This window comes from Gilvibacter sediminis (assembly GCF_028561565.1).
In the GTDB taxonomy this organism is placed as follows: Bacteria; Bacteroidota; Bacteroidia; order Flavobacteriales; family Flavobacteriaceae; genus Gilvibacter; species Gilvibacter sediminis.
Genome location: NZ_JAQQTE010000001.1, coordinates 70,157 through 83,833, shown reverse-complemented (window position 1 = coordinate 83,833; position 13,677 = coordinate 70,157). Strand labels below are relative to the sequence as shown.

The 13,677-nt window shown below is 45.6% G+C and carries 8 protein-coding genes and 1 tRNA gene; 3 read left to right on the top strand and 6 right to left on the bottom strand.

The genetic code is table 11. The features are described 5' to 3' along the window. Nucleotides 1–9: 9 nt before the first annotated feature. Nucleotides 10–2,928, bottom strand: a complete 2,919-nt coding sequence (locus POW22_RS00325; RefSeq protein ID WP_272830370.1) for a GH92 family glycosyl hydrolase — start codon at nucleotides 2,926–2,928, stop codon at nucleotides 10–12. Nucleotides 2,929–3,016: 88 nt separating this feature from the next. Here POW22_RS00325 and POW22_RS00320 point away from each other — a divergent pair, with 88 nt between their 5' ends. Both POW22_RS00320 and POW22_RS00315 read left to right on the top strand, forming a co-directional pair. Continuing rightward, nucleotides 3,017–4,252: a metallophosphoesterase gene (locus POW22_RS00320; protein WP_272830369.1), complete on the top strand. Its 1,236-nt coding sequence runs from the start codon at nucleotides 3,017–3,019 to the stop codon at nucleotides 4,250–4,252. A gap of 55 nt (nucleotides 4,253–4,307) precedes the next feature. Continuing rightward, a complete protein-coding gene (locus tag POW22_RS00315; RefSeq protein ID WP_087523466.1) occupies nucleotides 4,308–4,604 on the top strand; it encodes a thioredoxin family protein in 297 nt (98 codons plus the stop codon). Here POW22_RS00315 and POW22_RS00310 read toward each other — a convergent pair. Together POW22_RS00310 and POW22_RS00305 are read right to left on the bottom strand one after the other, a co-directional pair. Next, entirely contained in the window at nucleotides 4,588–5,229 is a 642-nt protein-coding gene (locus POW22_RS00310; protein ID WP_272830367.1) for a polysaccharide deacetylase family protein, read from the bottom strand. The genes POW22_RS00315 and POW22_RS00310 overlap by 17 nt on opposite strands. Nucleotides 5,230–5,233: 4 nt before the next feature. Then, nucleotides 5,234–8,548, bottom strand: a complete 3,315-nt coding sequence (locus POW22_RS00305; protein WP_272830366.1) for a glycosyltransferase family 117 protein — start codon at nucleotides 8,546–8,548, stop codon at nucleotides 5,234–5,236. A gap of 168 nt (nucleotides 8,549–8,716) precedes the next feature. Here POW22_RS00305 and POW22_RS00300 point away from each other — a divergent pair. Beyond that, nucleotides 8,717–8,789: transfer RNA gene (locus tag POW22_RS00300), tRNA-Gln, on the top strand. A 141-nt stretch (nucleotides 8,790–8,930) separates the two neighbouring features. On the opposite strand, the gene metF is transcribed toward POW22_RS00300, so the two are convergent. The 3 genes from metF to POW22_RS00285 all read right to left on the bottom strand — a co-directional run bounded on the left by metF (nucleotide 8,931) and on the right by POW22_RS00285 (nucleotide 13,652). Continuing rightward, nucleotides 8,931–9,887 carry a methylenetetrahydrofolate reductase [NAD(P)H] gene (gene metF / locus POW22_RS00295; RefSeq protein ID WP_272830364.1) on the bottom strand — a complete coding sequence of 319 codons (957 nt, stop codon included), beginning with the start codon at nucleotides 9,885–9,887 and terminating at the stop codon, nucleotides 8,931–8,933. A 91-nt stretch (nucleotides 9,888–9,978) separates the two neighbouring features. Beyond that, a complete protein-coding gene (gene metH / locus POW22_RS00290; protein ID WP_272830363.1) occupies nucleotides 9,979–12,660 on the bottom strand; it encodes a methionine synthase in 2,682 nt (893 codons plus the stop codon). Further along, nucleotides 12,657–13,652: a homocysteine S-methyltransferase family protein gene (locus POW22_RS00285; RefSeq protein ID WP_272830362.1), complete on the bottom strand. Its 996-nt coding sequence runs from the start codon at nucleotides 13,650–13,652 to the stop codon at nucleotides 12,657–12,659. Before POW22_RS00285 ends, metH begins: the two co-directional genes overlap by 4 nt. Nucleotides 13,653–13,677: the final 25 nt, after the last annotated feature.

Below are 13,677 nucleotides of genomic sequence, written 5' to 3'. Positions count from 1 at the left end.
AGTGGTTGTTTAATCAATTGCTATTTCATCTACAAATATCCAAGCTTTTCCCTGGTAAGGCGCTCCGAGATGCCATTCGGGTAGATCGCCCAAATTCTTGGCTACAATCTTTACGTATCTCGCGCTGTAGCCGTTCATGCTAAATGCTGCCGACGCGATTTCGCTCTCGTCGTTACGTGTAGCGGAATCAAATTTTACAGGCGGTAGGTTTTTATTGAAGCTGTTGGGATTGTCAGAGACATAACATTCCACCTCCGTTGGTAAAAAGATCCAACTGCCTTGGTCTTGCAAAAAGCCTACTTTGATAGAATCAATGGCTTTTACACTGCCCAGATCTACAATTGCGATCACATCTTGATCTTGGTAGCCCTGCCACGCACCTGTACGGAAGTCTTCGCTTCCTCTAATGCCGTCAATCAAGGCGTCATTGCCACCGGCATTGTATTGATTGGCAAATTCAGATTCTAACTTAATGCTTCGGCTGGGATCTACCTTGTAAAAAGGCGTTCTCAGCACTGGACTTTCCTGTCCGTTTAAATTCGCGTAGGTTTCTAAAACCGCATCTTCACTAACAGTAAAAGGTGTGGTATACTCAGCAAAATCCGCCTCATTGAGTCTATAGAAGATCACTGCCTCATCATTGATATTCTGCAAGCTAACTTCTGTTTGATTTTTAAAGGCGATGTCACCTGCGGAGATAAACGGTGGTGTAACGACTAATTGATCATCGATTTTAGCTATAGGGAGCTCCTGCGGTGTGGTGCCCCAAGTTCCTGGCTGTGGTCCCATATCAAATTCAATCCAACCGCCATCGGTCAATTCTTCATGCCATAGATAGGATCGATCTAAAGGTTTTCCGTTCAAACGAACCGCTTGGATATATGGGTTGTCTTTAGAAAAATTGTTGGCAATGACCGTAAAACTTTTACTGCTTTCCAAGTTGATCGTCGCTTTCTCCATAAGCGGAGTCCCAATGATATACTGATTGCTCGCCGGGGTGACGGGATAAAATCCCAAAGCGCTAAATACATACCAAGCGCTCATCTGTCCGCAGTCTTCATTGCCGGAAATTCCATCTGGCGTGTTGGTGTAAAGGGTAGTACCTATCTCTTGGACGTACTTCTGAGTCTTCTCAGGCTTGCCGACAAAATTATAGAGGTAGGCCATATGATGACTCGGTTCATTTCCGTGTGCATATTGACCAATAAGACCTGTAATGTCTGCCTGATCACGCCCTGAAGTTTCTGTTTTGGCTGTGAAGAGCTGATCCAAATGGTCTTCAAAAGCCTCAGGGCCACCCATAAGCTGAATCAAACCATTAATGTCTTGAGGGACATACAGGCTGTACTGCCACGCATTGGCCTCGGTATAATTGAAGTTGACCTCATAAGGATCAAAAGGAGTGAACCATTGATTTCTGAATCGGCCTTGCATAAAACCAGTCTCAGGGTTGAACACATTTTTATAATTCTGAGCCCTGCGGATGTAATAGTTGTAATCATTCTTCTTGCCCATGGCCTTGGCCATTTGCGCAATGGTCCAGTCGTCATAGGCGTATTCTAGCGTCTTGGACACAGATTCACTCTCTTGCTCCATCGGGACATAACCAAACTCTTTGTAACCCTCAAGGCCCAAATGATCACGGGTAGCACTGTGTTTCATGGCTTCTAGAGCCAAATCGGTGTCATAATCACGTAATCCTTTCATGTAGGCGTCTGCAATGACGGGAACTCCGTGATAGCCGATCATACAGCCTGTGTAATTGGCGCTCAGATCCCAAATGGGGATGATCCCGCCTTCTTGGTATTTGGCCAACATGGTCTTCACAAAATCGTTGGTGCGCTCTTGCTCGATTATGGTATAAAGCGGATGCGCGGCGCGGTAGGTATCCCATAAGGAGAAAACCGTATAATAATTGAAATCTGCTTGATGAACCTCTAAATCCATCCCGCGATAACGGCCGTCCACATCTTGATACAAATTAGGTGCGAGCATACTGTGGTAAAGCGAGGTGTAAAAGTTGAAAAGCGCTTCTTCGTCTTGATTTTCAACCACGATCTTTTGCAGTTGTGCTTCCCATTTAGCTTCTGCTCGAGCGCGGAGTTGATCAAAGGTGAGTTCACCTACTTCGGCCTCGGCATTGGCTTTTGCCCCTTCCTCATCCACCGCAGAGATTCCTACGGTCACATAAAGGGGTTCTTCATCATTTTTGTCAAACTCTAGAGCGGCTTTGCGCTTTTTCAACCCGTTTCTCAAATAGGTAGATTGCTTAACCGGCTTGGAGAATTTAATATAAAAGAACAGGCGCTGGTCTGTGGCCCAGGCCTCAGAGAATCGATACCCACTGAACTCCGTAGTGGAGATTTGCTCCATGTCAAATTCTAGAAGTTTATCTCTGTGATCTAGATCAATCACAATGAATTGACGCACGTCTTTGTCAAACTCGTATTTGTGCATACCCGCGCGTTCGCTGGTGGTTAGACTCACGGTAACCTTGGTGTCATCCAGTCTTACTTGGTAAAAACCTGGAGAAGCGATCTCATTCTCATGAGAAAATTTGGAACCGTAGCCAGCCAATCCGTTGGCACCATTATTAAAGTTCAATGAATTGGTTGGGGACAACAAGAGATCTCCATAGTCACTAACTCCGGTCCCACTGAGGTGGGTGTGAGAGAAGCCGTAGATATAATCGTCTGAATAGTGATATCCACTACAACCGTCCCAACCATCTAGGCGCGTGTCTGGGCTTAGTTGCATCATTCCAAAGGGCAGGGTGGCTCCAGGGTAGGTGTGTCCGTGGCCGCCTGTTCCAATAAAAGGGTTGACGTAAGAAGTTAGTTTTTGCTCTTGTTTAGCGGGCTCTGGACCTTGAGGGGTGCAGCCAATAATGAAGGCCAGCAGGAAGTATCCAAGCAGTGATCGGTACATGCGGTAGTTTTGCACGTGAAGTTACGAAAACCGTTAAAAAAAAGTGAAGCCTTTTAACAAGGGCCTCAAAGCCAGTATCTTTGTTTTTATGAATATAGGATGGATCATCTTTATCGCCATTTATCTGGCGGTTGACGTATACACTTTTCAAGCCATTAAAACCGTTACCAGCAACCGCTGGATCCACATAGCTTACTTCGGGGTTTCTCTAATAATCTTAGGGCTTTTCATTTATCAGATCACGGCCATGTCTGGCAATCGGATCATGACACCGCTTAGAATGTATAGCTTTGGAACTTTCATTGCGGTCTTTATGCCCAAGCTTTTTGTTTTGGTTATCGCGCTGCTAGGAGAGGACTTGGTGCGGATTGCGGTGGGCTTATATTCTAAATTCGCGAGTCAAGAAGGTAGTTTCTACATGCCTTCCAGGCGTAAATTCATCAGCACCATAGCCTTAGGTGCGGCTGCCATTCCTTTTGGGGCCTTGCTCTACGGAATGTTTAAAGGGCGATATAATTATAAGGTCTTGAAATATGAAATGACCTTTGAAGACCTGCCAGAAGCCTTTGATGGCTACACCATTACTCAGATCAGTGATATTCATTCGGGTAGTTTTAGTAATGCTGAGAAGGTTCAGTATGCAGTTGATTTGGTCAATCAGCAAAAGAGTGATGTCATTCTCTTTACTGGGGATCTGGTCAATGATTTGGCCGCAGAAATGCGTCCGTGGAAAAAAGTATTTAGCACACTGACGGCTAAAGATGGTGTCTATTCTGTTTTGGGTAATCACGATTATGGAGATTACTACAACTGGCCCAATGCAGAGGATAAAAAGAAGAACTTGGAAGAGCTCAAAAACATCCAAGCAGAAATGGGTTGGGACCTGCTTTTGAACGAGCACCGATTCTTGGAGCGCGACGGACAGCGCTTGGCCCTTATTGGGGTTGAGAATTGGGGTAAAGGCGGATTCAAAAAGGCAGGAGATCTGCAAAAGGCCGTAGCTGCAGTTGGTGCCGACGACTTTAAGATCTTGATGAGTCACGATCCATCTCATTGGCGTGCTGAGGTCATTCCGCATGAGAATCACTTTCACCTGACTCTAAGCGGACATACCCACGGGATGCAGTTTGGTATTGAGATTCCAGGATGGGTGCGTTGGAGTCCAGTAAAGTGGCGCTATGACGAATGGGCAGGCATTTATGAAGAGGCTGGACAGTTCATCAATGTGAACCGTGGATTTGGATATATTGGCTATCCAGGGCGCGTTGGAATCTGGCCAGAAGTCTCTGTGATAACCCTTAAAAAAGGGCCTAAAACAGCATAGTTGCCCTAAAACACTATATTTGTAATACTGATCACCAATCTCATACGGGAATCATATGTCAAAATTTGGAGAATTAATAGAAGCCGACATTCCTGTACTCCTCGATTTTTATACCGAATGGAACGAGCCCTCTACGGCCATGCATCCGGTGCTGCGCGATGTTGCAGCGGCTCTAGGCGATAAGGCTAGAGTGATCAAGATCGATGTGGACAAGAACAAGGAATTGGCTGACGCCCTGCGCGTTAAAGGCCTCCCAACCTTGATGATTTACAAGAACGGCGAAATGAAATGGCGTCAAAGCGGTGAGCAAGACGCAAATACCTTGATCGGACTGGTTAAGGAATACATTTAAACGCAAACCCCCGCTTACTAAATTCTTTTAAAACCGCTGGCAAGGCCACTTGGAGCCTCGGTGCCGCTTTTAGGCTGTCGTGAAACACAACAATACTGCCCGCTTTTGCATGTTTGATAACATTTTCCGCACACTTTTCTGGGGATAGATTCAGGTCAAAATCCGCAGAGAGCACGTCCCACATCACAATTTTGTATCCTTTCTTTTGTAGCGCCTTGGATTGATTGGAGCGCAGCTGTCCGTAGGGAGGTCTAAACAGTTTGCTTACTTCAGCATCACCGCTTGCTGCTTCCATGAGATTATGACAGCTCTCGGTTTCTCTTAAATAATCCAGCAAGGGTGTTTTCCAACCCTTAACGTGGTGCATGGTGTGATTGGCTACACGGTGTCCTTTTTGGAGTAGGTCTGTATATACCTCAGGATGTTTGCGGACATTATCTCCAATACAAAAGAAGGTCGCTTTAGCATCAAAAGCTTCCAGAGTGTTCATGACCCACGGAGTGATCTCTGGGATCGGTCCGTCATCAAAGGTCAAATAAATGACTTTCTCTGTGGGGTCTAAACGCCAAAGGCGCTTCGGATAAAGCATCTGAAGCACCTTTGGAGATTTGACTGTATATTTCATTGTGTTATTGCTCGCTTTCTGCGTCAAGGCTGTCGAGGCCTGAAGTGTCTGCCGGCATAAGCAATGGATCTTCATCCTCATAGAGGTCAAGATCGTCTGTATCATCATCAAATAAACCTTGACGGATATACAAGGCCTTGAATTTCTCTAGATAAGAATTGAAGGTCATGAACTCTTGCTCCACAAAGTCCTCATCTTCACCGGGAACGTTCAATTGATACACTAAGGCTCTGTATCGCTCCACATTAGTGAGGATCTCAGAGACCAATCGGTCTTGTTCTCTTGGGCTGAACTGATCAAAGAAGATCAATTGCTCCTGATATTTCTCGGAGACTTGCTTAAAGATCTCTCGTGCTTTTTCATTTTCTCCAATAGCGTAATATGCTCTAATGTATGGGTCTAGCATGGTGTAGAAGCCAAACTTCTCTACGGGCATTTTTTCCATGGCCAGATCCAGCACCACTTTGGCTTTGTCATTCTTGCCTTCTACTATGAGGCTGTCTGCCAAGCGCGAGATGTTTGAACGGTAGGTCAAAGCATTTCTGCGGGTTTCTGGGTCGTGGTAAATGTCTTCACTGCCGCTATTACCCCAATCCCATTTGGTGACAATATCATACATCTTATCGGTATTGATGCGTCCCATTTCATAAGGGTTCTCAGGGTCACGTGGAGTTTTGATAGGAACCAATTTATAGGTCACACCATCTAACTGCAGGTAATCCTTCATCCACAGATAATCGTCATCACCAAAGCTACCACCGGTAAAGTAAATAGGACGTTCCCAGTTGTTGTTGGCAATGATATCAAGCATCAATAAACGATTCTTGTAAAGCACATCACCGTTGAGCTTAATGTCAATATAAGGTACTATCAAGTCGGCATCCTTAGGATCAACAATACCGTTGCGCAGCACGGTTTCTTTGTCTACTGGAATACGCACCGTCTTTGACGGGAAGGTACTTATCTTCTGATTGTTATCGGGTAGCGTCACCATGGTACGCGGATCATCAGAGACAATCCAATTCAACCATTCTTTGATATTGACAGGCTCTTCAGTTACTTCTTGTGCAAAGACAAAATCACGGGTTCCTGTTCTGTATTGAGCATGGGTCATTTGTGACGGTATCGGGGCACTAGTGTAGGCGGCCTTTTTCATATCGTCTATATACCAATCCGTTTGGAACAGACTCGTATTGACCGTACGTATATCCTGCCTGTATCCTTCTATTCCTTGGGCGTACCAAAGCGCAAAGGTGTCATTATCACCAATGGTAAAGAGTATGGAATTCTCATCACAGGAATCCAGATACATCTTCGCCATGGAGTTAGCTGTGTAACGGTTTGAACGGTCGTGATCATCCCAGTTTTGAGAGATCAACAGGGCGGGCGCTGCCAACATTCCAATAACCACTACCAAAGGCGCAACAATTCTAGGCGTGCTGTACTCCTTGATCAGATCAAAAAGAGCGTAGACACCAAAGCCTATCCACATAGCAAACATATAGAAGGAGCCTACCAAGGCGTAATCACGCTCACGCGGCTCAAAAGGCCTTTCATTCAGGTACACTTTAAGGGCGATTCCCGTAAAGAGGAAGAACACCAAAAGCACCCAGAAATACTTTGGGTTTTTACTTGCAATAAAGAAGATCCCTAGGAGTCCAAGCAAAAGCGGGAGGAAGAAGTAGGTGTTTCTACCTTTGTTGTTTAAAGCATCGCTGGGTAGGTTGTCTTGTGGACCTAGACGCCATTCGTCTATAAATTTAATACCGCTGATCCAGTTTCCGTGCAAGACCGTTCCTTGGCCTTGAATGTCGTCTTGTCGTCCGGCAAAATTCCACATAAAATAGCGGCCGTACATATAGCCGAACTGGTAGGAGAACATGAACTGCAAATTGTCACTAAAGCTCGGTTTTTCAATATCCAATACACCAGCAAATTCTTTGAGGAAGCGGTGATAACCTTCAGCATCTACGTAGCCCAAGCGGTATGCTTCCTTGAACTGAGCTACTTCTTGACGGATCACCTCCTCACTGAGGTATTCGCGTTTAATGCTAAAATCAAGACCGTCTGTATAGGCCAAGTAATTGGCGCTGTGCTCTATACTCCACATTCTCGGGAAGATGGATTTGTGACGATCGTCTGTATTTTGTTTGGCGAGTTTGTAATTGTTTACAATCTCATAGCGGCCTAGTTCCTCGTTCTTTTCATACTTAGGCTTGTCATCCACGTAAGGAGTGATTGGGTCTAAACCGGCATAGTCTTCAGTGAACTGCGGCCCGTAGAACAGGTGCGTCTCCGGATATTGCTCACGATTGTAATAAGCCAATAGCTCGCGAGCGTTGTTCGGGTTGTTCTCGTTGATCACTGTTCCGGCATTGGCACGGATGGGCAACATCAGCCAGCTAGAGAATCCAACAAAAATGAAAAGCACACAAAGCGCTAAAGTGTTGAGTTTGGCGTATCCTTTTTTACGAGTAAACTTCAGGATGTAGTAAAAGATCCCGATGTAAAGCAATGCCGCAATGATGGTTCCAGAGTTAAACGGCAATCCAATTTGATTGACAAAGAAGATCTCAAAACCACTAAAGAGCTTCATACTCAAAGGTAAAAGCAGCTTAAAGATGAACAGTAAAATTGCCACAACCACCACATTAGCTAAGATGAAATTCTTAACCGTAATCTTCTTGGTATTCTTAAAATAGTACAGGAAACCAATGGCCGGGATGGTCAATAGTCCCATAAAGTGAACTCCAAAGGAAAGCCCCACAATGAGTGAAATGAGTATCACCCAACGATCTCCGCCTGGTTTGTTCATTTCACGTTCCCAACGCAATCCGCAGTAAAACAGGACGGCCAAAATCAAATTGGCCATGGCGTACACCTCGGCTTCCACGGCATTGAACCAAAAACTATCGGTAAAAGCAAAGGCTAGTGAACCAACGGCTGCACTCCCCAATACCGCGACAGCAGTGCCGCTAGTGCTGAGTTTTTCCTTGCCGATAACATTGACTAGCAGGATGGTCAGTGACCAAAACATCAATCCAATGGTAAAGGCACTGGCAAAGGCAGACATCAGGTTGATGGTGTAGGCAATATTGGCCGGTTCCATGGCAAACCAAGAAAAGAAGGCCCCTAACATTTGATAAAGCGGCGCTCCAGGCGGGTGACCGATCTCTAAATTAGAAGCTGTAGTAATGTATTCTCCGGCATCCCAGAAACTGGCAGTGGGTTCTAAGGTCAAGATGTAAACGATAAGCGAAACGCCAAAAACGCCCCAGCCCAACAATAGATTCCATTTTTTAAAAGCTGCCTCTTGCATAAACCTGTGGTTTTTAAACTCCCAGCGAAGGTAATAATATTTATACTCTTGGAAATATTTACCCTAAGGTTTCACAAGAACTTTAGCGTATCTTTAAGAGGCTAAATTTTCCAGTTTTTGTTTGTAGAAGACAAAACTTGTCTTAAATTTGCGCACTCATTATGGAATTGGCCCATGGTGTAACTGGCAACACGTCTGATTTTGGTTCAGAAGAGTCTAGGTTCGAGCCCTAGTGGGCCAACATATTTCAAGAAAGGTCTTAAACGCAAGTTTAAGGCCTTTCTTTAATTGTATCAACGTGGGCTCTCACTCCAGCGCGGCAGTCACGCTCCTCGCTGGCAAAGTCCACTGGACTTTGCTGTTTTCGCTCGGACGCCTCCAATCAAAAAACCCGCTCCGCGATCTGCCGAATGTTATCGCTTTTACCCATGGAGTAGTAATGGAGCACTGGGACTCCGTGATCGACTAGCTCTTTACTTTGAGCGCTACACCATTCAATGCCCAATTGCCGCACAGCAGCATTGTCTTTGCATTTTATAGCTTCTTTGATCAACGCCTCAGGCAGGTCTACATGAAAACGGTGCGGAATCAAGTTGAGCTGTTTTTTAGTGGCCAAAGGTTTTAGCCCTGGAATGATAGGCACCTCAATTCCGGCTGCTCGGCAGCGTTTTACAAAATCAAAATACTTTTCATTGTCAAAAAACATCTGAGTCACAATGTACTGGGCTCCGGCTTCTACCTTCTTCTTTAAAAAGTGCAGGTCGCTTTCTAAATTCGGAGCCTCCATATGCTTTTCCGGGTAACCCGCCACACCAATGCAAAAGTTTGTACAGGCAGAATTTTGGAGTTCCACGTCCAAATAGGACCCGTGATTGAGCTGATCAATCTGTTTCACCAAATCCACCGCATAGGTGTGTCCGTCTTTTTCTGGTGAGAAATAGGTCTCATTTTTTACGGCATCGCCTCGCAAGGCCACCACATTGTCAATTTCTAAAAAGTCCAAGTCTATCAAAAAGTTCTCCGTGTCTTCTTTGGTAAAGCCCCCGCAGAGAATGTGCGGAATTGCATCTACTTGATATTTGTTCTGTATCGCGGCACAAATTCCCACGGTTCCGGGGCGCTTTTTCACCACTTGTCGCTTGAGAAGGCCATCTTCCAAAGGAATATAAACGTACTCTTCCCTATGGTAGGTCACGTCAATAAACGGCGGTTTAAACTCCATCAAAGGTTCAATGCTCTCAAAGATCGCATCAATACTTTGCCCTTTCAAGGGCGGTAAAATTTCAAAGGTGAACTGTGGGTTCCCTTTGGCATTGGCTATATGGTCAGTTACTTTCATGTTCTATTTTTGTTTTGGCGTTCCCTTGCCGTTGGCAGGTCGCGCTTTTCGCTGCAAGTCCTCGCAAGCTGTGGGCTTTCCGCTGCAATCGCTAACGCGACCCAATGGCGAGGTTGGGGTGCAACCATTTTTCTGCTTTTTCTAGCGGTATTCCTTTGCGTTGGGCGTAATTGATGAGTTGATCTTCGGTTATTTTACCTAAACCAAAATATTTGGATTCCGGATGCGCAAAATAATAGCCAGATACAGAGGCCGCTGGCCACATAGCCAAACTCTCCGTTAAGCTCACTCCAATGTTATCTTCAACTTTTAAAAGCGACCAAAGCGTCTCTTTTTCCAAATGATCTGGACAGGCCGGATAGCCGGGCGCAGGCCTAATCCCCCGATACGCCTCCTGGATGAGTCCTTGGTTATCCAGATCTTCCCCTGCGGCATATCCCCAGTGCTTCCTGCGTACTTCTCGGTGCAGGTATTCTGCGTAGGCCTCCGCAAAACGATCGGCTAAGGCTTGGACCATGATCGCGTTGTAATCGTCATGCTCACGCTTGTAGCGATCTGCCAGATCCTGAGCACCAAAAATACTCACACAGAATGCGCCAATATGATCGGTGATTCCACAGTCTTGCGGAGCAATAAAATCAGCGAGCGCCAAATTGGGGACGCCGTCTCGTTTTTTAAGTTGCTGCCTCAAGGTTCTGAATCGTGCCAATTCTTGCTCTTGCTCGCGCACTATAATGTCATCGTGATCTATAGAGTTGGCCTGAAAAATTCCAAAGACCGCCCGAGCTTCCAAGCTTTGATCTGCTATTAGTTGAGTAATCATTTCCTGAGCATCTGCATAGAGTTGTTGGGCTTCTTGACCAACAATATCATCCGTTAAGATGTCCGGAAACTTACCGTGAAGATCCCAACTTCTAACAAAGGGACTCCAATCAATGAATGGCAGTAAATCAGTTAGGGTAGTGGAGGTGATCTTTTTGATCCCAACAAAGTTTGGAGCCTCAGGCTTAAAAGTGCTCCAATCAATCTTGTATTTTTTGTCGCGTGCCTCGTCTAAGGAAATGTAGCTCTTCTGTTTCCCTCGATTTAAAAACTTGGTTCGGAAGCTTTCATATTCCTCCTTGAGATTGGCTGTGTAACTTTCAGCCGATCTTTCATTGAGCAAATCGCCAACCACAGTTACTGCTCTTGAAGCATCATTGACGTGCACAACAGCGTGTTTATATTGCGTATCTATTTTAACGGCGGTATGTGCTTTAGATGTTGTGGCACCTCCAATCAATAGCGGAATGGCCAAATTATGACGCTCCATTTCTTTAGCCAGGAAGACCATTTCGTCCAAGGAAGGGGTAATTAAACCAGAAAGTCCAATGGCGTCAACCTGCTGCTCAATGGCAGTTTCAATGATCTTCTCCGGCGGTACCATCACGCCCAGATCAATGATCTCGTAATTGTTGCAACCCAAGACCACGGAGACTATGTTTTTGCCTATATCGTGTACATCACCTTTTACCGTAGCCATTAAAATTTTTCCAAGCGACTGCTGTTTCTCACTTTTCTCCTCTTCTATAAAAGGATTCAAATAGGCCACGGCTTTTTTCATGACTCGGGCAGATTTGACCACCTGAGGCAGGAACATTTTACCAGAACCGAACAGATCGCCAACTACGCCCATTCCGGTCATTAATTGTCCTTCTATTACATCTAAGGGGCGCTGACTGAGTAGGCGAGCTTCTTCTACATCTTCCACAATGAAGGCATCGATCCCTTTGACCAAGGCATGGGTTATGCGCTCCTGAAGATTCTGTTTGCGCCACTCAAGATCCACCGTTTTGGTCTTTTTTGTGCCCTGAACAGTCTCTGCAAAGGCTAAAAGGCGTTCTGTGGCATTGTCACGTCGATCCAAAATAACATCCTCTACATGCTCCAAAAGATCCTCAGGAATACTATCATAAACCTCTAATAAGGCCGGGTTCACAATACCGATATTCATCCCTGCCTGTATAGCGTGAAACAAGAATACCGAATGCATGGCCTCTCGAACCGTATTGTTCCCTCTAAAGGAAAAGGACACATTACTCACCCCGCCGCTTACACTAACATGGGGTAGGTTCTCTTTGACCCAACGGGTGGCTTCAATAAAATCCACCGCATTTCTGCGGTGTTCTTCCATCCCTGTGGCCACTGGGAAGATGTTCAAGTCAAAAATAATGTCTTGAGGAGGAAATTTAACGCGATCTACCAAGAGGTCATAGGAACGTTTTGCGATCTCAATTCTGCGCTCAAAGTTGTCCGCTTGTCCAACTTCATCAAAGGCCATGATAATGACGGCCGCTCCGTATCTTTTGATCTTTTTAGCCTGGGTCATAAATTCAGCTTCGCCCTCTTTAAGACTTATGGAGTTTACCACACCTTTGCCTTGAATCACCTGGAGGCCGGCTTCAATGATCTCCCATTTGGAGCTGTCTATCATTACCGGAACTCGGGCAATGTCTGGTTCCGCAGCGATCAGATTTAAAAAGGTCACCATGGCCGTTTTGCCGTCGATAAGGCCGTCATCCATATTTACGTCTATGATCTGTGCACCGCCTTCTACTTGATGGCGTGCAATCTCAACGGCTTCCTGGAATTCCCCGGCTTTGATCAAACGCAGGAATTTACGAGAACCGGCAACATTGGTGCGTTCCCCGACATTGATGAAATTACTTTCTGGGGTAATGATCAAGGGCTCAAGCCCAGCGAGCTTTAAGTACTTTGGAGCAGTTTCTGTCATGATATTAGGGGTCTTGGTTCGCGGCCTTGGGTGAGTTGGGCTATTGCTTTAATGTGTTCGGGAGTTGTCCCACAGCAGCCGCCAACAATGTTGACCAATTTGTTATCCAAATAAGACTGTATTTGCGCTGCCATTTTTTCTGCGGTCTCGTCGTATTGACCAAAGGCATTGGGTAAACCCGCGTTTGGATAGGCAGAAATAGCCAAGTTGGTTTTTGCGGCTATTGACTCTAAATAAGGCTGTAGTTTAGAGGCGCCCAGGGAACAATTAAATCCAACGGATAGCAGATCTGCATGGGCTATGGAGATCAGAAAAGCCTCGGCGGTTTGGCCAGAAAGAGTACGTCCGGAGGCATCGGTAATGGTACCGCTAACCATTACGGGCGTTTTTAGATTGCGTTCTTCCTTAACTTCAGAAATGGCAAAAAGAGCCGCCTTTGCATTAAGGGTATCAAAAATGGTTTCCACGATTAAAAGATCAACTCCGCCGTCTAACAAGGCCTCTGTCTGCTGTTTATAGGCCTCAAAAAGCTCTTGAAAATTAATGGCCCTATATCCGGGGTCATTGACATCAGGAGACATGCTTGCCGTTTTGTTGGTCGGTCCTAGAGACCCAGCCACGTATCTGGGCTTAGTTGGGTCTTTTAAACTAAACTCTCTAGCAACTTTTTTGGCAATCTCTGCAGCTTTAAAATTGAGTTCATAGACCAGCTCTTCCATCTGATAATCGGCCATGGCCACCGTGGTGGATGAAAAGGTGTTGGTCAAGATGATATCGGCCCCAGCTTCCAAGTATTGACTGTGAACTTCTGCAATAGCGTGAGGTTGGGTCAAGGAAAGTAGGTCGTTGTTTCCTTTTAGTGGAGTGGGGTAGTCTTTGAATCGCGCTCCCCGAAAGTCTTCTTCAGAAAACTCATAGCGTTGCAACATGGTACCCATGGCTCCGTCAAGCACGAGTATTCGTTGTTGTAGTTCGTTAAAAATGTCTGGCATTCCTGATTGTTTCTAGTTAAGGTCA

Coding starts and splice junctions, on each gene's coding strand:
- POW22_RS00325 (WP_272830370.1), bottom strand. CDS start 2,928: ATGTACCGATCACTGCTTGGATACTTCCTGCTGGCCTTCATTATTGGC.
- POW22_RS00320 (WP_272830369.1), top strand. CDS start 3,017: ATGAATATAGGATGGATCATCTTTATCGCCATTTATCTGGCGGTTGAC.
- POW22_RS00315 (WP_087523466.1), top strand. CDS start 4,308: ATGTCAAAATTTGGAGAATTAATAGAAGCCGACATTCCTGTACTCCTC.
- POW22_RS00310 (WP_272830367.1), bottom strand. CDS start 5,229: ATGAAATATACAGTCAAATCTCCAAAGGTGCTTCAGATGCTTTATCCG.
- POW22_RS00305 (WP_272830366.1), bottom strand. CDS start 8,548: ATGCAAGAGGCAGCTTTTAAAAAATGGAATCTATTGTTGGGCTGGGGC.
- metF (WP_272830364.1), bottom strand. CDS start 9,887: ATGAAAGTAACTGACCATATAGCCAATGCCAAAGGGAACCCACAGTTC.
- metH (WP_272830363.1), bottom strand. CDS start 12,660: ATGACAGAAACTGCTCCAAAGTACTTAAAGCTCGCTGGGCTTGAGCCC.
- POW22_RS00285 (WP_272830362.1), bottom strand. CDS start 13,652: ATGCCAGACATTTTTAACGAACTACAACAACGAATACTCGTGCTTGAC.